This window comes from Plantactinospora sp. WMMB334 (genome assembly GCF_049179095.1).
In the GTDB taxonomy this organism is placed as follows: Bacteria; Actinomycetota; Actinomycetes; order Mycobacteriales; family Micromonosporaceae; genus Plantactinospora.
This window is the reverse complement of the sequence record NZ_JBMHME010000002.1, coordinates 3,733,192-3,750,906: the sequence shown is the minus strand read 5'-3', so window position 1 is coordinate 3,750,906 and position 17,715 is coordinate 3,733,192. Positions and strand designations below refer to the sequence as shown.

General features: G+C 73.2%; 14 protein-coding genes. 3 read left to right on the top strand and 11 right to left on the bottom strand.

Features of this window, described 5'->3' with window-relative positions; genetic code table 11:
• Positions 1 to 428 precede the first annotated feature (428 nt).
• The 3 genes from ACN27G_RS15955 to ACN27G_RS15945 all read left to right on the top strand — a co-directional run bounded on the left by ACN27G_RS15955 (position 429) and on the right by ACN27G_RS15945 (position 4,740).
• Positions 429 to 1,304 carry a universal stress protein gene (locus ACN27G_RS15955; protein ID WP_421493599.1) on the top strand — a complete coding sequence of 292 codons (876 nt, stop codon included), beginning with the start codon at positions 429 to 431 and terminating at the stop codon, positions 1,302 to 1,304.
• A 371-nt stretch (positions 1,305 to 1,675) separates the two neighbouring features.
• A complete protein-coding gene (gene katG, locus ACN27G_RS15950; RefSeq protein ID WP_421493598.1) occupies positions 1,676 to 3,874 on the top strand; it encodes a catalase/peroxidase HPI in 2,199 nt (732 codons plus the stop codon).
• 152 nt (positions 3,875 to 4,026) lie between these two features.
• Positions 4,027 to 4,740, top strand: coding sequence for a hypothetical protein (locus ACN27G_RS15945; protein ID WP_421493597.1), 714 nt, complete (start codon positions 4,027 to 4,029; stop codon positions 4,738 to 4,740).
• Between the two features lie 26 nt (positions 4,741 to 4,766).
• Here the strand turns inward: ACN27G_RS15945 and ACN27G_RS15940 are convergent, their stop codons facing one another.
• The 11 genes from ACN27G_RS15940 to ACN27G_RS15890 all read right to left on the bottom strand — a co-directional run bounded on the left by ACN27G_RS15940 (position 4,767) and on the right by ACN27G_RS15890 (position 17,695).
• The gene (locus ACN27G_RS15940; RefSeq protein ID WP_421493596.1) at positions 4,767 to 5,762 is read right to left on the bottom strand and encodes a serine hydrolase domain-containing protein; all 996 of its coding nucleotides are present in this window, start codon (positions 5,760 to 5,762) and stop codon (positions 4,767 to 4,769) included.
• A 312-nt stretch (positions 5,763 to 6,074) separates the two neighbouring features.
• Positions 6,075 to 7,340, bottom strand: coding sequence for an MSMEG_0565 family glycosyltransferase (locus ACN27G_RS15935; protein WP_421493595.1), 1,266 nt, complete (start codon positions 7,338 to 7,340; stop codon positions 6,075 to 6,077).
• The gene (locus tag ACN27G_RS15930) at positions 7,337 to 8,173 is read right to left on the bottom strand and encodes a carbon-nitrogen hydrolase family protein (RefSeq protein WP_421493594.1); all 837 of its coding nucleotides are present in this window, start codon (positions 8,171 to 8,173) and stop codon (positions 7,337 to 7,339) included. Before ACN27G_RS15930 ends, ACN27G_RS15935 begins: the two co-directional genes overlap by 4 nt.
• Before the next feature lie 35 nt (positions 8,174 to 8,208).
• Positions 8,209 to 9,057: a carbon-nitrogen hydrolase family protein gene (locus ACN27G_RS15925; RefSeq protein ID WP_421493593.1), complete on the bottom strand. Its 849-nt coding sequence runs from the start codon at positions 9,055 to 9,057 to the stop codon at positions 8,209 to 8,211.
• Complete coding sequence (locus ACN27G_RS15920) at positions 9,054 to 10,544, bottom strand: MSMEG_0567/sll0787 family protein (RefSeq protein WP_421493592.1); 1,491 nt, start codon at positions 10,542 to 10,544, stop codon at positions 9,054 to 9,056. Before ACN27G_RS15920 ends, ACN27G_RS15925 begins: the two co-directional genes overlap by 4 nt.
• A complete protein-coding gene (locus ACN27G_RS15915; RefSeq protein WP_421493591.1) occupies positions 10,541 to 11,593 on the bottom strand; it encodes an MSMEG_0568 family radical SAM protein in 1,053 nt (350 codons plus the stop codon). Before ACN27G_RS15915 ends, ACN27G_RS15920 begins: the two co-directional genes overlap by 4 nt.
• Before the next feature lie 9 nt (positions 11,594 to 11,602).
• On the bottom strand, positions 11,603 to 12,115 hold the full coding sequence (locus tag ACN27G_RS15910) for an MSMEG_0572/Sll0783 family nitrogen starvation response protein (protein ID WP_421493590.1): 513 nt from the start codon (positions 12,113 to 12,115) through the stop codon (positions 11,603 to 11,605).
• Between the two features lie 19 nt (positions 12,116 to 12,134).
• Positions 12,135 to 12,950, bottom strand: coding sequence for an amidohydrolase family protein (locus ACN27G_RS15905; RefSeq protein ID WP_421493589.1), 816 nt, complete (start codon positions 12,948 to 12,950; stop codon positions 12,135 to 12,137).
• Positions 12,943 to 14,331 (bottom strand): MSMEG_0569 family flavin-dependent oxidoreductase, encoded by a 1,389-nt coding sequence (locus ACN27G_RS15900; RefSeq protein WP_421493588.1) that lies wholly within the window; start codon positions 14,329 to 14,331, stop codon positions 12,943 to 12,945. Before ACN27G_RS15900 ends, ACN27G_RS15905 begins: the two co-directional genes overlap by 8 nt.
• A gap of 232 nt (positions 14,332 to 14,563) precedes the next feature.
• The gene (locus ACN27G_RS15895; RefSeq protein WP_421493587.1) at positions 14,564 to 16,231 is read right to left on the bottom strand and encodes an alpha/beta hydrolase; all 1,668 of its coding nucleotides are present in this window, start codon (positions 16,229 to 16,231) and stop codon (positions 14,564 to 14,566) included.
• Between the two features lie 342 nt (positions 16,232 to 16,573).
• Positions 16,574 to 17,695 carry an enolase C-terminal domain-like protein gene (locus ACN27G_RS15890; protein WP_421493586.1) on the bottom strand — a complete coding sequence of 374 codons (1,122 nt, stop codon included), beginning with the start codon at positions 17,693 to 17,695 and terminating at the stop codon, positions 16,574 to 16,576.
• Positions 17,696 to 17,715: the final 20 nt, after the last annotated feature.

Genomic DNA, 17,715 nt, shown 5'->3' with positions numbered 1-17,715 from the left:
CGAACGGCGGGGATGTGGCCTCTCCCGATCGGCGGGGACGCGGCCTCTTCCGAACGGCGGGGACATGTGGCCTCTCCCGATCGGCGGGGATGCGGCCCGTCCCGTGGCGAGGATGCGGTCCTCCCACGGTGAGGATGCGACGAGCGGCGCCGGCTGCGTACCGGCGATGGTCCCTGATTCGCAGGTCCAACCGTCCCTGGTCGTCCGACCCGAGCGGCTGCCGTGGCGGGCCTGGCGTCGGGGGAACGGCGCCGCCGCGGCCGGCCGTGACGCCGGGCGCGGGGGCCGGGCCGAAGGTCCCGCCCCATCCCGGCGTCCGGCCCTGCCGAGAAGATCGACTTCGGGGCATCGTGGAGACAGACGCCCACCCCGGTTGATCCGGCCACCCGGACCGTCCGGCTGCGGGCGCTTCGGTACCAGGAGGAGACATGTCCGACTCACCAGGTGGACAGGTTGTCGTCGGTATCGACGGTTCCGAATCGGCGCTGGCCGCCGCACGGCTGGCGGCCCGCGAGGCGGCGCTGCACGGCCGGCCGCTGCTCCTCGTCCACGCCTTCGTGTGGGCGCTGCTGCCGGTGCCGCTCGGTCCGGACCCGGCCGGGCCTCCCGAGGGCGGTTTCCGGCATCAGGCCGAGCGAGTGGTGGCGGAGGCGATGCGGGAGGCACGGCGGGCGGCCCCCGGCGTGACGGTGAGCGCCACGATCGACGACGGGTCGGCGGCACCGGTACTGCTGCGCCATGCCCGGCACGCCGCGATGCTGGTGCTCGGTGACCGCGGCCTCGACGGGTTCTCCGGGCTGCTGCTCGGCTCGATCGCCGTCCAGGCGGCCACGCACGCGACCTGCCCGGTCGTGGTCGTTCGGGGTCAGGAGCGGCCCGGCGGTCCGGTCGTGGTCGGCGTCGACGGCTCGGAGGTCTCGGAGCGCGCCGTCGCCTTCGCGTTCGACGAGGCGGCCCGTCGCGGCGTGCCGCTCGTCGCGGCGCACGCGTGGCGGTATCCGACCTCCACCGCTCCCGGGGACATGCTTCCCCTGGTGTACGACCGGGATGTCCCCGGCACCGACGAGGAGGTGGTGCTGGCGCAGTCGATCGCGGGTTGGCGCGAGCGGTACCCGGAGGTCTCCGTCATCCGGCGGCTTCGTCACGGCCGTCCGGGCAGTGTCCTCATCGAGGAGTCGGCCGAGGCCGGGCTGCTCGTCGTGGGCTCGCGCGGGCGCGGTGGCTTCACCGGGCTGTTGCTCGGCTCGGTCAGTCACGCCGCGCTGCACCACGCGGCCTGTCCGGTGGCCGTCGTCCATCGGTGACCGGGACCGGACATTCCCGCGAACTCCTCGGCCGGCGCCTGCACGGCGCCCGGAGTGGAGATACGGTCGGGTGTGGCGGCACGCCGCGCATCCCCGCGCCTGCGCTGGCGTGCGCCCGACCCGCCCGGCAAGGCTCTATCGGATACTTGATGCATTCAAGAACAAAGTAGGGCATACTGCGGGACGTCGGTCGGGCGGTGCCGTCATCCACCTCGACAGCACCGCCGACGGGCGTCCCCGCCCGAGCGCATCCGACAGCCGAGCGTCCCGACCGGACGATACAAGTCATCTACCAGGGTGTTTTGCCCCGAGTGCCTCCGGGCACCAGCAACCGGTTGACAGCACGAGCGACTGACAGGAGAAGGATCGACGTGCCTGAGCACGGCAGCGAGAGCGAAAACCCGGCAATTCCGGCCCCGACCCCCAAGCGGGGCCGGCCGAGGACCAACCGGGACTGGTGGCCCAACCAGCTGAACCTTCAGGTCCTCCATCAGCACTCACCCCGGGCCAACCCGATGGACGAGTCCTTCACCTACGCCGAGGAGTTCCAGAAGCTCGACGTCGAGGCGCTGAAGCGGGACGTCTTCGAGGTGATGAGGACCTCGCAGGACTGGTGGCCGGCGGACTACGGTCACTACGGGCCGCTCTTCATCCGGATGAGCTGGCACTCCGCCGGCACCTACCGCATCGAGGACGGTCGCGGCGGTGGCGGCGACGGTGCGCAGCGCTTCGCCCCGCTCAACAGCTGGCCCGACAACGCGAACCTGGACAAGGCGCGCAGGCTGCTCTGGCCGGTCAAGCAGAAGTACGGACAGAAGATCTCCTGGGCCGACCTCCTGGTCTTCGCCGGCAACTGTGCCCTGGAGTCGATGGGGTTCAGGACCTTCGGCTTCGGCTTCGGGCGGGAGGACGTCTGGGAACCGGAGGAGATCTTCTGGGGTCCCGAGGACGCCTGGCTCGGCGACGAGCGCTACAGCGGCGACCGGGACCTCGCCGCCCCGCTCGGCGCGGTGCAGATGGGGCTGATCTACGTGAACCCGGAGGGGCCGAACGGCAACCCGGATCCGTTGGCCGCCGCCCGGGACATCCGGGAGACCTTCCGCCGGATGGCGATGAACGACGAGGAGACGGTCGCCCTCATCGCCGGTGGTCACACCTTCGGCAAGACCCACGGGGCCGCCCGGGCCGACGAGTACGTCGGCCCGGAGCCCGAGGCGGCCCGGCTCGAGGAGCAGGGGCTCGGCTGGAAGAACAGCTTCGGCAGCGGCAAGGGCGGGGACACCATCACCAGCGGCCTCGAAGGCGCCTGGACACCGACCCCCATCACCTGGGACAACAGCTTCTTCGAGACGCTCTTCGGCTACGAGTGGGAGGTCGCCGAGAGCCCGGCCGGCGCGAAGCAGTGGAGGCCGAAGGGTGGTGCCGGGGCGGACGCCGTGCCCGGTGCCCACGACCCCTCCGTCCGGTACGCCCCGATGATGGCGACCACGGACCTCGCGCTGCGGGTCGATCCGATCTACGAGCCGATCTCCCGGCGCTTCATGGAGAACCCGGACCAGTTCGCGGAGGCGTTCGCCAAGGCGTGGTACAAGCTGCTGCACCGCGACATGGGACCGGTCACCCGCTATCTCGGCCCGTGGGTGCCGGAGCCCCAACTCTGGCAGGACCCGGTCCCGCCGGTCGACCACGAGCTGGTCACGGAGCAGGACGTCGCCGAGCTGAAGCGTACGATCCTCGGCTCGGGGCTCTCCGTCTCCCAGCTGGTCTTCACCGCCTGGGCGTCGGCGGCGAGCTTCCGCGGCACCGACATGCGGGGCGGGGCCAACGGCGCCCGGATCCGGCTCGAACCGCAGCGGAACTGGGAGGTCAACGACCCGGCCTCGCTCGGCACGGTGCTGCAGACGCTGACCGGGATCCAGCAGGAGTTCAACGGCGCGCAGTCGGGCGGTAAGAAGGTCTCGCTCGCCGACCTGATCGTCCTCGGCGGCTGCGCGGCCATCGAGCAGGCGGCGAGGAACGCCGGGCACGACATCACGGTGCCGTTCACGCCGGGGCGCACCGACGCCTCGCAGGAGCAGACCGACGTGGAGTCGTTCGCCGTACTCGAACCCCGGGCGGACGGGTTCCGCAACTACCTGCGAGCCGGGCAGAAGCTCTCGCCGGAGACCCTGCTGCTGGACCGGGCCAACCTGTTGACGCTGACCGCCCCGGAGATGACGGTCCTGATCGGTGGCATGCGGGCCCTGGGGGCGAACCTGGGGCAGGCGCCGCACGGTGTCCTCACCGACCGGCCGGGGACGTTGACGAACGACTTCTTCGTGCACCTGCTCGACATCGGCACGGAGTGGAAGGTCTCCGCCTCGGCCGAGGACGTCTACGAGGGGCGGGACCGGGCGACCGGGCAGGTCAGGTGGACCGGCACCGCCGTCGACCTCGTCTTCGGCTCGAACTCCCAGCTCCGCGGCATCGCCGAGGTCTACGGCGGTGCGGACGCGCAGCAGAAGTTCGTCCGGGACTTCGTGGCGGCGTGGGTCAAGGTCATGAACCTCGACCGGTACGACCTGGTCTGACGCGCGGGTAGCGGCCCGGGCCGGCGTGCGCTGACCCGGGCCGCTGCCTCGTCCGGCTACGGCGACCCGCCCGAGGAATGTTTGCCCGTCGAGGCACCGGGGCAGTTCGGGGGATAACGTCCGAACCAACCCGAACTATGACGGGGGATGTCATGCGCCGTACCGCTCCGCAGGCCCTGCTCGCCACGGCGGTGGCCGTCGCCCTGCTGGCCGGCTGTGCCCAGGACGGCAGCCCGGAGACCACCTCGACGTCCTCCGCAACGGCGCCGGCCGGTGCGACCGGCTCGGCGAGCCCACCGACCGGGTCGCCGTCACCCGACGCGACGCAGGTGATCCGCTCGTCGGCGCTGCTCCAGCCGGAGGACCTCGGCGGCGCGACGCTCGGGCCGATGCCGCAGGGCGACAGCGAGCATCTGCGGCCGCTGCGGCCGTGTGGCGAGCGCTATCCGAGTGACGAGACCCGGACCGCCGCCGTCGCCATGCGGGCGCACGTCAGCCCCGGCGAAAATGAGACACCACAGGTGGTGCTCGAGTACGTCGGGCTGCATCCCGGGCACGGAGCGGCGGCCTTCGACGAGATCGCGGCGGCGGTGCGGCGGTGTCCGGGCAGCCTGGAGTCCGGGGAGCACCGCTGGGAGGTGGCCGGCACGGACGTCGCCGGTGACGAGTCGCTGCTCGTGCGGGTGTCCGCGCGGTTCCGCTACGGCGACGAGGAGTCCGTCACCACCACCCCGGCCGTGCTGGCACGGGTCGGCGACCACATCATGGTTCTCGCCGATCTGGGCTGGGAGAACGCCAGCGGCACCGAGTCGTACGTCCGCGAGTTGGCACCGAAGGCCGTCGAGCGCCTGCGCACGGGGGAGTGACCCGGCGTGTCAGCCCGCCCCGCGCGTCAGCTCAACGCCGGCAGGATGACCCGCTGCAGCACGGTCACCGGGGTCCGCCACTGCTCGGGCTCGGTGTAGTTGCCGGCGTTGATGGCCACGACGAGGTCCAGGTCGGGTAGGACGAGCAGGCGTTGGCCGCCGTTGCCCATGCCGGCCACCATCCGGTGCTCCGCGACGGCCTCGACGTACCACTGGTAGCCGTAGCCGGCGCCCCAGTGGGTGCGCAGGTGGGGGCGGGGCCGGAGCATCTCGCGGATCCAGTCGGCGGGAACGATCCGGCGGCCGTGCCAGGTTCCGCAGCCGAGCACCAGCTCGCCGATCCGGGCCAGGTCGGGGGCGGCCAGCCGGAGCCCGGAGGCGGCCGAGGCCACCCCGTCCGGCCCGGCCATCCAGTCGACGGGGTGGATGCCCAGCGGCTCGAAGAGCGCCGTCCGGGCGTACTCCGCCAGCGGCTGGCCGGTGCCGTCGGCGATCAGCCGGCCGAGCAGCGCCGTGGCGCCTCCGCAGTAGTGCCAGCGGGTGCCGGGCGGATCGACGATCGGCCGCTCCAGCACGTAGCGGTAGCGGTCCGGCGCGAGTTCCATGGCGATCTCGGCGTTGGCCGGACTGTCGTAAGGAAGGTCTTCGCGCCACTCCAGACCGAGCGACATCGTCAGCGCGTGTTCGACGGTGAGCCGGGCCCGTGCCGGGTCGGCCGCCAGGTCGGGGTATTCGGAGAGGTGCCGCAGTAGTGGTGCCGAAGGCTGCGGGACCCGGCCCTCGTGCAGCGCGATGCCGTAGAGCAGCGCCGTCACGCTCTTGGTGACCGAGCGGAGGTCGTGCAATGTCCCGGGCCCGAACTCGACGACGCCCAGTGGGATGTTCCAGGCGAAGTCCTCGCCCGCGCCGTAGTACTCCAGCAGGGTCTCGCCGCCGCGGACGGCGACGACCGCATGCAGGCCGGCGGTCTGTCCTTCCTCGATCGTCTCGTCCAGACGGTCGCGCAGCTGTGTCGCCGTCATCGGGCCCCCGTTCCGCAGGATCACGCGGCGCGCACACCGATCCGGCCGGCGGGGCGCGGGCGGTGGCCGCCAGGGCGGCGGTCCGGCGCCCACCGGCCGGACGCGGTGCGCAGATGTCAGTTGGACCAGGTGTAGCCGGCAACGTCCCAGGCGGCCGGCACCTGGCCGAGGCCGAGGACGACGGCCACCCCGGTGGCGACCAGCAGGACGGCGACGGTCATGAGCACGGTTCGCACCCGCACGATGATCTCCCAGGTGATCGAGTGTGACGTCGGACAGGCTACCTATTCTCCGCCGGCCCGGTGGCCCCTGTCATCGCCGCAACGGTCGGTCTCCCACCGGGCCGCGACCGGTGGAGCGGCGGCCGGTGGAGCCGCGACCGGTGGAGCCGTGGCCGGTGGAGCCGTGGCCGGTGGAGTCGCGGCCGGTGGAGTCGTGGCCGGTGACAGGGGCGAGCAGCGACCGGTAGAGGGTCAGGTGCGCCTCGGCGGCGGCGTGCCAGGTGTGGGACCCGGCCAGCGCCCGGCCGGCGGCCTGCCGGGCCGGGTCGGGCAGCTCGACGGCGGCGCGCATGGCGGCCGCGAGCGTGACCGGGTCGGTGCCGTAGCGGACCGCGTCGCCGAACACCTCCCGCAGCACCGGAAGGTCACGGGCGACCACCGGCACGCCTGCGGCGAGGGCCTCCATGGCGGCGAGCCCGAAACCCTCCCTGGTGGAGGGAAAGGCGAAGACGCTCGCGGCGGCCACCAGCGAGGGGAGCGCCCGGTGGTCGACCGGACCGAGGATCTCCGGCGCGACCGCCAGGCGTGTCGCTGTCGCGTCCCAGCGGGCCCGGTAGTCGCGGTAGTCGAAGAGCGTCTCGCCACCGGCGACCACCAGGCGCAGGTCGGGCAGGTCGCGGCGGAGCAGTGCGTACGCGCCGAGCAGCTCGAGCGAGCCCTTGCGCGGCTCGATGCCGCCGACGGCGAGCACGTACCGGCCGAACCGGCGGCGCCAGGCGCGCCGGGCGCGCCACCCCGCCGGCTCTGCCGCCGCCGCGAACCGGGGCGCGTCCACGCCGTTCGGGATGACCGTGGCCGTGATGCCCCAGCCGGCGTGGAGTTCCGCCGCGACCGCGGCCGAGACGCAGACGTGCGCGGCCGGCTCGACGATGGCCCGCTCGTGGCAGGCGGCCAGCTCAGGAGTGGTGAACTGGTCGACGTGGTGGACGGTACGCAGACAGCGCCGCACCGCGTTGGCGCTGATGCAGTCCTGGGCGTGGACGACGTCGTACCGGTCCGGGGTGAAGGACGACCGGAGGGTGGCGATGGAGCGCAGGATCCGGGCGCCGACCGTCTCGCCCGGACGGTCGGGGAAGGGCACGATCCGCTGCCGGACCGCGGGGTCGACCGGCCGGAAAAAGCCGGTGTCGCCGCCCCGGCCGAGCGTCCAGACGGTGACCTCCTGGCCGAGCGCGGCAAGCGCCTCGGCCAGGGCGAGCGTGTGCACGACCCCGCCGCGCGGCCGGGTCGAGTAGCTCAGCAACGCGATCGAGAGCCGCTCCCGGGACGGCTGCGGCGACGCGCTCCCCGGGCTCACGGCCGCCGGTCCAGATAGGACTCGGGACGGCGTTCGTCGAGGTGGTGCAGCACCCGGCGGGCCGCCGCGATCTCGGCGGCGACGTCGAGCTCGGCGACCGCGAGGCCGGCCTTTGCCCAGGTACGGGCGAGTACGTTGCCGGCCGGCCCGACCACCTTGGACTGGCCCAGGAACCGCATCCCGCCCATCGCACCGGTCTGGTTGGACGAGACCACCACGATCTGGTTCTCGGCGGCGCGGGCGCAGTCGTAGAGGTCGAAGAGGCGCGACTGGCGGTCCTGGGACAGCTTCGGCGCCTGGTTGGTGATGCTCGCCGGCCAGGCCGAGAGGGTGGCGACGATCTGCGCCCCGTCCAGCGCGAGGGTGCGCGCGGACTCGGGAAATGTCTTGTCGTAGTCGATGAGCATCCCGATGCGACCGACCGGGGTGTCGAAGGCGGCGAAGGTGTCGCCCGGCCGGTAGACCGTGACCTCGGCCGCCGGCAGGTGCACCTTGCGGTGCCGGCCGAGCACACCGTCGCCGTTGACGCAGACCGCCGCGTTGTAGCGGTCGTCGCCGTCGGCCTCGCAGTAGCCCACGCAGACCACCATGCTGCCCGCCATCGCGATCATCTGCTCGATCACCGGGTCGTCCCGCTTCAGCGCGGGCGGCAGGGCGGCCGGATCCGGGTGCCGCAGGTCCGCGAGGTAACCGCCGAGGGCCGCGTCGGGCAGGACGAGCAGGCCGACACCGACGGCACCGGCATCGGCGATGATCTTCCGGATGCGGGCGAGGTCGAACTCCAGGTCGCGGCCGAAGTGTGCGGCGGCGGCGGCGATACGCGTGACGGGCATGGCCTAGATCTTCGAGGACCGGTGCGCGGGGCCGCTCACACGACCACCGGCTCGGGCGCCAGCCGGGCGTACGCGGTGGGGCGCCGGTCGCGCAGGTGGGCCATTGACCGGCGGGCGGTGCTCAGCGCCCGGCCCAGGTCGAGCTCGGCGATCGCCGTCCCCGCGGTCGTGCCGGTCGTCGCCAGCACGTCCCCGCCCGGATCCACGATCTTGGCGCTGGCCACGAAGCGCAGCGAACCGAAGGTGCCGGACTGGTTCGCGGAGACCCAGACCACCTGGTTCTCCAGGGCCCGCGCCCGGTCGAAGAGGTCGAACCGCCGGGTCCAGCGGTCCTCGGCCAGATCGTCGCTGGGCGCGGTACGGCTGGCGGGCCAGGCCGAGACGCAGACGACGATCTCGGCGCCGTCCAGCGCCAGCGACCGCGCCGCCTCCGGAAAGGCCTTGTCGTAGCAGATCATCATGCCGATCCGGCCGACAGGTGTGTCGAACGCGTCGAACGACCCGCCGGAGGCGTAGCTGGCGCTCTCGTTCAACGGCTGGTGCACCTTGCGGTGGTGCCCCAGCAGGCCGCCGCCGTCGACGCAGACCACGCTGTTGTAGCGCAGCTCGCCGTCGGCCTCGCAGAACCCGGCGCAGACCACCATGTCACCGGCGATCGCCGACAGCCGGGCGATCTCGGGCCCGTCGACCCGGAGCGCGGGCGGCCCGTCGGCACCGCCGTCGAGGTGCGCCAGATAGCCGCCGAGGCACGCCTCGGGGAGCGCGAGCAGGTCGACGCCGGCCGCCCGGGCGGCCGCGACGATGCTCTCAATCCTCGCGAAGTCCGCCGCCAGGTCGCGGCCGAAGGGTGCGGCGGCGGCCGCCATCCGTACGATGCCCGTCATGCGGTCCCCAATCCCGTGATGCCGGCCGTTCCCGATGCCGTGGCGGCGGCCGGGCCCAATCCCGTGACGTCGGTGGGTATCGCCTCGGTGAGTTCACCGTCCGGCCACCGCAACCGGACTCCCCGCCCGGCGACCAGCTCGCCGCAGTCGGCGCCGGCCGTCGGCCCGGCCACCGGGACCGGGCTCCCCGCCCGGTCGGCGGTGACCATCCCGAAGCCCGGGAAGCAGGTGAGCCAGTCACCCATGGCGGCGCCCTCCGGCCGCGGCACGTGCGCGACGTCGAGCACCGCCCCGACCCCGCTGGCCTCGGCGAGCATGCCGAGCGTGCCGGCGATCCCGGCCATCGACACGTCCTTGGCGGCGGCGGGCCGGGCGGTGGCGACAAGGCTCTGCATCGCCCGCAGCTGCGCGCGGTCGCGGCCGGTCGTCGAGTCCCACTGCCGCCCGTGGTAACCGGGGCGCCACCGGCCGCCCAGGTCGGCGGTGACCCGTACCCGGTGCCCGGGGCGCCCACCGCCGCCGGGCACCGGATCGGCGGTACGCCCCAGCGCCGTCGCCGACAGCGCCGCCGGCACGCCGAGCTGCGTGTGCCCGCCGAGGACCGGTACGCCGTACGCCCCGGCGCCGGCGCGCAGGCCGGCGAGGATCCGCGCCGCGAACGAGGCGTCCCGGGCGCCGACCGCGTTGAGCAGGCCGACCGGGGCGGCGCCCATCGCGGCGAGGTCGTTGAGGTTGACCAGCACCGCGCACCAGCCGGCCCACCACGGATCCCGTTCCACCATCGACGGGATGACGGCGTCGCAGGCCGCGACCACGTCGGTGCCGGGGACCGGTGCGCCGTCGTCGCCGACGAAACCGGGACCGCCCGGGGCCATCCCGGCGAGCAGGGTGCCGAGCGACCGCTTGGTGGCTTCGGCGAGCGCGGCGACCCGCCCGATCGGCCAGCGCATCAGCACGTGCGGCCGGGCGGCGACCCGCACCGGGCGTACCGCCTGCCAGCCGAGGCGGCGGAAGAGCGTTTCGTTGCGGGCCTGCACGGTCGCCTCGAACCGCAGGACACCCGAGGTCTCCGCCCAGGCGCAGGCGGCCCGGACCAGCGCCGGCCCGATGCCTGTCCCGCCGCGGGCCGCCGGGTCGACGACCAGCCGGCCACCGATCCACCAGCCCAGGTCGGCACCCGGACCGGCGGGGCCGAGCCGCACCCCGCCGAGCACGGTGCCGTCGGGGTCGCGGGCGACCAGGACCAGCGTGCGCGGGTCGTCGTCGTGCTCGTCGCGGTCGTCGCCGGCGAACATCCCCTGCTCCTCGACGAAGACCCTGATCCGCAGCCGCCGGTACGCGGCCAGCGTCGCCGGGTCCTCGGCGGGCTCGACCCGGGCCACCGGTGTCGGCCCGGGGCGGCTCCCGGTGAGCACCGGTGCCAGATCGGCGGGGGCCACGCCGAGCCGGGTCCTCAGGCCGGTGGGGAGGCCGGTGACCGCGGTCATCCGCCGGCCGCCGTCAGCACACCGCACGCCCCGCACGCCGCGCAGCCGGCCGTCTGGTCGGCGCCGGTCATGCCGGCCGCGCGCAGCAGCGCCGCCACCCGTTCGGTCACGTCCCGGACCAGTGCCGGCGCCGGCCCGCCGATACCGTCGCGGCGGGCGAGCGTGCCGACGGTGGGCCGGAACGGCACCACGAACGGGTAGACCCCGCGCGCGATCAGCCGCCCGGCACCGGCGACGAGTTCGTCGGAATCCTCGCCGAGGCCGATCAGCAGGTAGGTGGAGACCCGGTTGCGGCCGAAGAGCCGTACCGCCTCGTCCCAGGCCCGCTCGTAGTCGGCGAGCGGCACCGTGGCCTTGCCCGGCATCCAGCGCCGCCGTACCGCGTCGTCGAGCGACTCGACGTGGATGCCGATCGCCGCCGCCCCGGCGTCCCGCAGCTCACCGAGCACGCTCAGGTCGCCGGGGGGCTCGATCTGCACCTGGATCGGCAGCCCCGGCACGGCCGCCAGCACCGCACGCACGCAGCGGGCGAGGTGCCGGCCGCCCCGGTCGGGCCCGGCCGTGGTGCCGGTGGTCAGCACCATCTGCCGCACGCCGTCGAGCCGGACGGCGGCCTCGGCGACCTCGGCCAACTGCTCCGGGGTCTTGGCCGCCGTGGTCGCCCCGGAGCGCAGCGACTCCTCGATGGTGCAGAAGCGGCAGCGCTGCGGCTCGTCGTAGCGGATGCAGGTCTGCACCACCGTGCTGGCCAGCACGTCCGCGCCGTGCAGCCGGGCGATCTGCTCGTAGGGGACGCCGTCGGTCGTGGTCAGGTCGTAGAACCGGGGACGCCGGACCACCTGGATCGAGAGCCCCAGGTCACGGCCGTCGCGCCAGAGCCGCTGGTCGCGTACCACGTAGGGGCTGGTGGGGTCCACCGGGAGGGCGGCGTTGGCACCGTCCACCACCAGATGGCCGTCGTCGCTGGGCCCCGCGCCCGCCGGCCGGCGGACCGGGGCCTCCACGCGTACGCCGCGAACGGCGATCTCCGCCCGGGTGCCAACGCTCACCGTCGCCTCCTAGAACATGTACGTCGAGTTGATGACCGCACCCTTGCGCTTGTAGTGGATCAGCGCGTCCTGGACGTCGAGCGGGTGCGTCGGGATGACCCCCTCGATCAGGTCCTCCTCGCGGGCACCGTGCAGCGAGAGCCCGAACCGGCAGCAGTAGACCTTGCCGCCCTCGGCGATGAAGGTCTGCAACGAGTTGTTGATGTTGTGTTCGCCGGGGAACGCGGAGTTGCCGGTGGTGGGGAAGCCGCGGGTGGCGAGGCAGTTCAGCGACCCGGGTCCGTAGAAGTAGATGGCCGACTCGAAGCCCTTGCGCAGGGCCCGGGTCGCCTGGAGGATCGCGACGAAGCTCACCGACGACTCGTGCGCGATGCCGTGCACGAGCGTGAAGTAGACCTCGCCCTCCTCGGCCTGGTAGTCGGGGAAGACCTTGGTGCCACCGTAGATCGTCGATCCCTCGGCGAGCGAGGGGTGCGGGATCTCGCTGAGGCTCTTCTGCTCCAGGTCGGTCAGTTCGGCCATGATGAGTCCTTTCCGGGGGCTATCCGTAGAGTTTGTCGAAGGTCCCGTGGAACATCGCAGTGGCGAGTTCGCCGTCACCGGCGGCGGCGCGCAGCTTCGCCAGCTCGCCGGCGTGGTCGCCCCACGGCTCGTCGCTGGCGAAGAGCACCCGGTCGTGGCCGACGCCGCGCCGGGAGATCTCCTGGGCCAGCCAGCGGGGCGCGAAGCCGATCGCCCAGGAGAGGTCGGTGTAGACCCGCTTGCCGGCGGAGATCCAGTCGAAGAACCGGCCGCCGACCAGCTTGATGTGCCCGCTCATGCCGCCGCCGAAGTGCACGAGGTGCAGGGCGACGTCGTCGGCGTACCGGTCGACCAGCTCTCCCACCTGGTCGATGTCGGAGGCGGCGCCCGGGGAGGTGTGCACGTGCACCACCAGCCCGTGCCGCCGGGCGACGGCGAAGATCCGGTCGAGGCCGGCGTCGTCCGCGCGACCGCCGAGCAGGAAGCTGAGCTTCAGGGCGCGTACGCCGGGCTCGCCGGCGAGCGCGAGCGCCGCTTCGGTGCGTTCCACGTCGTCGGCCCGGGAGGAGACCCAGAGTCCACAGCGGATCCGGTCGTCGGCCTGCGCCGCCTCCACGACCAGCTCGTTGAAGGCGAACGCCACGTCCGGGTCCGGCACGCCGTAGTTCGGCAGCACCAGCGCCCGTTCGGTGCGCTCGGCGTCCAGGTCGGCCATGAGCTGCGCGACGGTGGCCCGGGCGGCCGTCGCCGGCTGCACCGGGCCGCCGCCGTAGAACGGGTACGCCGGCAGCACCCCGAGGTGCCGGTGTGCGTCGCTGACCCAGGAGTCAGCCATTGCCGGCTCCCGTGCCGATGCCGGCTCCGGTGGCGACCCGGCCACCGGCGGGCCGGGGCAGGAACCAGTCCAGGTCGGGATACGTCTCGGACGGCGTACCCGCGATCCACCGGACCTCGTCGGTGGCGCGCTGCCGGCCCGCCGTGGCGATCCGCCCGGCCAGGTACCCGGCGTCGTCGCCGACCCCGGCGAACCGGCCGGACCCCCAGGTGTGCTGCCAGGGCAGGCCGAGGAAGTACAACCCCGGGCAGCTCGTCACGCCCCGCTCGTGCGCCGGATAGCCCCGACCGTCGAAGACCGGCACCTCGACCCAGCGGTGGTCGCGGTGGAAGCCGGTGCTCCAGACGACCGCCCGGACGCCCTCGCGCCGCAGGTCGAGTGTGCTGGCCCCGGGCGGTGGCTGCCACACCGGCCGGTACCGCCGCTCGGCGGGCGCCGCGACGCCGTGTGCCGCGATGTGCCGGTCGATGGAGTCCTTGATGCTCTCGGCTACGGAGTCGGCATGGTCGAGGTTGGCCGCGAGGTCGTCGGCGAAGCCGACCGTCGCGCCGTCGATCCCGGTCAGCCGCCCGTGCAGGCGCATCCCGTCCCGGGCGTGCGCGCGCAGGTCGATGTCGCGTCCCCGGTCGCGGCCGGTCATGTAGTGGTTCGCCCGCAGCCGCACCTCGTCGGCGTCCGGGAACTGGTCGATGCCCCGGGCGTAGAAGCCCATCTCGTCGAGCCAGGCGACGACGTCCCGGCCCCGGTAGCGGCGGGCCGAGCGGGGCGCACCGCCGACCGCCAGGTGCACCTGCCGGCCGGCGAGGTGGAGGTCCTCGGCGATCTGGCAGCCGGACTGCCCGGTGCCGACCACGAGCACGGCGCCGGACGGCAGCTGCGCCGGGTTGCGGTACTGGCTCGAGTGCAGCTGGACCACGTCGGCGGGAAGGCGTTCGGCCATCCGCGGCACGGCCGGTTCGTGGTACGGGCCGGTGGCGACCACCGCCTGGTCGGCGGTGACCGTGCCGGCGCTGGTCCGCAGCGTGAATGTGCCGGCGGCGGTACGCCGCAGCCGCGTCACGGCCACCCCCTCGACGAGCGGCGGTCCGAACGAGGCCGCGTACCGTTCGAGGTGGTCGACGACCTGCGGGCCGGTCATGAACCCGTCCGGGTCGTCGCCGGAGTAGGCGAAGCCGGGCAGCCGGCACTGCCAGTTCGGGGTGACCAGGCAGAACGAGTCCCAGCGCCGTTCGCGCCACTCGAAGCCGACCCGGTTGCGCTCCAGTACGACGTGCCGCACGCCGCGCCGGCACAGGTGCCAGCTCAGCGACAGTCCGGCCTGTCCACCGCCGACGATCGCCACGCTGTAGCGGCTGCCGTCCAGTCCCGCGTACTCGGCCATCGCCCGGATCCTCTCGGCCGTTCCGGTCACCTCGATGGAGCAGATCGGTGATCGCCTCAGTGAAGGGACGGCCCGTTTCTCCGCTGTTTCATCCGGAACAACCCCTCGTTAGTTGCTCCTCACACGTCCCTCGTGCCGCGGCGGCGGCCGGGACACCGATGGTGCCCCGGCCGCGTGGTCGTGCTGGTGGATCCTTGCCGTGCCCGGTGTCCAGACTCGCCGTGCTCGGCGCTCAGAAGAGCCAGGTGGGAAGCTCCCGGTCGCCGCGCAGCGGGACGAGGGGCTCTGCCGGCGGGCCGGCCTCCGGGCTCGCGGCCCTGCTACGGGCGGCGCCCGGCGTGGTGCCGGGCGGCGGCGCGGCGGCGCACCGGGTGCCCTTCGCCGGCACGACGAGGTCGATCAGGTAGCTGTCGATGGCGTTGTCGGCACAGGCCACCCGGCCGTACACGATGTGTCCCCAGCCCTCGTAGGTCAGCAGTTCGGCGTGGTCGCCGAACTGGTCGGCGGCGCCGAGGGCCCAGTTGTAGCCGGTGGCCGGGTCGTGCAGCGCGTTGGCGAAGAGCAGCTTGGTGTCGTTGGTCGGGGTGACCGGGCGCTGCGGGTTGTTCGCCGGGGTCGGCCAGCCCAGGCAGATCGCGCCGACGGCTGCCCGCGGCGGGTCCGGCAGGTCCGGCGCCACCCGCTGCGCGGCGGCGGCGATGGAACTCCACTCGGCGAAGTCACGCGCCTTCAGGTTCCAGTCCTGGCAGAGCACCGCCTGGTACGCGAAGGGTACGATCGTCGGCTCCTCCTCGGCCGACTGCCGGACCGCCGCACTCGCGGTCGACGGACGACCCGCGTCGATCCGCTCCAGCTCGCTGGCGATGGCGAGCCAGTAGGGCTGGTAGTTCAGGTTACGCAGGACGAAGTCGACCAGGTCAGGCTGCGTGATCTTGTAGCTCGGGTCGTCCGGGTCCGGCAGCTCGCCCCGGGCGGCGCGGTCCAGCAGCCGGTGCCAGAACTGGCGGATGTTCCGGCCGTGCAGCGCGCACTCGGTCAGCCGGGCGCAGCCGGCCACGAACTCGTTGAACGAGTCCTGACCGGTGGCCGCCTGGGTGACGGCGAAGCCCCGGGCGTCCTGGCTGTGGTCCATCGTGCTGTCGGCGACGATGGCGCGCATCCGGTCCGGATACATTTCCGCGTACTGCTGGGCCATCAGCGTGCCGTACGACATGCCGAAGAATGTCAGCTTCTCGTCGCCGACGGCCGACCGGATGGCGTCAATGTCGCGGATCACCTGGAGCGTGTCCACGTGGTCGAATACCGGCCCGCTGTGGCTGCGGCAGTCGGCAGCCAGTTCACGGCTCGCGGTGACCATCTCGGTGAATGCCGTAGGCGTCTTGACCGGCCCGGTCGGCAGGGCGAGGATCCTGTCCAGCGAACACATGACCGGAGCGCTCCGGGCGACGCCGCGCGGGTCGAACCCGAGAATGTCGAAGTGGCGGCGGAGGTCGTCGCTGTACCCGCTGTACAACGCCGCGTCGACGCCCGAGCCACCCGGCCCGCCCGGATTGACGACCAGCGAGCCGCGTCGCGCGCCCGGGTCGGTCGCGGGCCGCTTGGCCAGTGCCAACGCGATGGTCGGCCCGTCCGGGTCGGCCCAGTCGACCGGCACCTCGAGGGTGCCACAGAGAGCGCTGGCGTCCTCCGCACAGGGTGCCCACTGCACGGACCCGGCCGGCACGGACCCGGCCGGCACGGACCCGGCCGGCACGGACCCGGCCGGCACGGACCCGGCCGGCACGGACCCGGCCGGCACGGACCCGGCCGGCGCCGCCGATGCGACGAGCGGGACGAGCGGTATCGCCGCCAGTCCCGTCGCCACTCCGGCGATCAATTTTCGGATCAATGGCTTACGCATGCTTCCTCTCCCAGACGCTTTCCCGGACATCGCCGGGGTCGGGTCGACGCTAGCCAATCCGAGACGCTTCCAGGTTTCAGGAACATGTCACCGAAAATGAATGCGGGACCGTGCTGACAAATGACCGGCAGAATGGCCGGCAGGATTACCGGCAGTTCATTTCTGCCGGTTCAGGAAAAGATTGAGGTCGCTACCGGTCGGGCGGCAGCGGAGCGGACCTGCCGGTCTGTCAAAGGAGACGGTGGTGGCCGCCTGTCAAGGTGGCCGGGATCACAGGCTCCGGCCGCCGGGTTTCCGGCGCACCGCCGATCGCCACCCCTGCCGTACCGCCCGCTCGGCGCGTCAGCGCCGCCCGTACACCCGGTAGGGCTCGGCGTCGGCCCACCTGACCTCCAGCCCGAGGCCGGCCCGGTCCGGGTCCGGAGCGAGGAATCCTCCCTCGGGGCGGAGGGTGCCGTCGAAGACCAGCGACTCCACCCGGACATGGTCGTGGAAGTACTCCAGGTGCCGCAGCTGCGGCACCGCGCAGAACGCGTGCGCGGAGACCGCCGGGGCGCAGTGCGCCGACAGGTCGCTCTCGTGCCCGGCGGCCAGCCCGGCGACCTGCAACAGGCCGGTGATCCCGCCGCACCGGGTGACGTCGGCCTGGAGGCAGTCCACCGCCCGTGGCACGAGCAGGTTGGTGAAGTCCCGGAGGACGAAGGCGTACTCGCCCGCGGCCACGTCCAACCCCGGGGGCCCGGCCTCCCGCACCAGGCGCAGCCCGGTGAGGTCGGCCGAACTGACCGGTTCCTCCAGCCAGCAGACCCCCCACTCGTCGTGGAAGCGGTGCGCCCAGGCCAGCGCCTGCTTGCCGCGCAGCGCCCCGTTGGCGTCCGCGAAGAGTTCACAGGTGTCACCGATCGCCGCCCGCACCGCGGAGAGCCGCTGCGGATCCTGCTCGGGGTGCCGGGACGTCTTCAGCTTCACCCGCCCGATGCCCTGACCGACCCAGCCCGCCAACTGCTCGACCAGCCGTTCGGTCGGATAGTTGGTGAACCCGCCGCTGCCGTAGACCGGCACCCGGTCGTGGACCGAGGGCAGGATGCGGTACAGCGGCAGCCCGGCGAGTCGCGCCCGCAGGTCCCAGAGCGCCACGTCGACCGCGGAGACGGCGATCGCGCCCGCGCCGGGTCGCCCCGCGTTCCGGATCTCGGCGAACATCCGCCGCCACGTGGCTGCCGGGGCGGACGGGTCGGCACCGGTGACGACGGGCGCCAGCTTCGACTCGATGAACGCGGCCACGGAGACGTCGCCGTACGTGTATCCGAGCCCGGTCTCGCCGGCCGCATGGGCGCGGACCAGGACGATGGTGGTGGAATCCCAGGTCAGCGTGCCGTCCTGTTCCTTGCCGTCCGGGCCGTCCGTCGGCACGGTGAATGCGTGCACGTCGACGCCCACGACCTCGCCCGCTGTTCCGGGCATCCGCTCCGCCTCCTCCGGGT

Bases quoted from the DNA above. Each gene is read 5' to 3' on its own strand.
- ACN27G_RS15890 (WP_421493586.1), bottom strand. From the start codon at position 17,695: ATGCCCGGAACAGCGGGCGAGGTCGTGGGCGTCGACGTGCACGCATTC.
- ACN27G_RS15945 (WP_421493597.1), top strand. From the start codon at position 4,027: ATGCGCCGTACCGCTCCGCAGGCCCTGCTCGCCACGGCGGTGGCCGTC.
- ACN27G_RS15955 (WP_421493599.1), top strand. From the start codon at position 429: ATGTCCGACTCACCAGGTGGACAGGTTGTCGTCGGTATCGACGGTTCC.
- ACN27G_RS15895 (WP_421493587.1), bottom strand. From the start codon at position 16,231: ATGCGTAAGCCATTGATCCGAAAATTGATCGCCGGAGTGGCGACGGGA.
- ACN27G_RS15940 (WP_421493596.1), bottom strand. From the start codon at position 5,762: ATGACGGCGACACAGCTGCGCGACCGTCTGGACGAGACGATCGAGGAA.
- ACN27G_RS15930 (WP_421493594.1), bottom strand. From the start codon at position 8,173: ATGCCCGTCACGCGTATCGCCGCCGCCGCCGCACACTTCGGCCGCGAC.
- ACN27G_RS15910 (WP_421493590.1), bottom strand. From the start codon at position 12,115: ATGGCCGAACTGACCGACCTGGAGCAGAAGAGCCTCAGCGAGATCCCG.
- ACN27G_RS15900 (WP_421493588.1), bottom strand. From the start codon at position 14,331: ATGGCCGAGTACGCGGGACTGGACGGCAGCCGCTACAGCGTGGCGATC.
- ACN27G_RS15920 (WP_421493592.1), bottom strand. From the start codon at position 10,544: ATGACCGCGGTCACCGGCCTCCCCACCGGCCTGAGGACCCGGCTCGGC.
- ACN27G_RS15925 (WP_421493593.1), bottom strand. From the start codon at position 9,057: ATGACGGGCATCGTACGGATGGCGGCCGCCGCCGCACCCTTCGGCCGC.
- ACN27G_RS15905 (WP_421493589.1), bottom strand. From the start codon at position 12,950: ATGGCTGACTCCTGGGTCAGCGACGCACACCGGCACCTCGGGGTGCTG.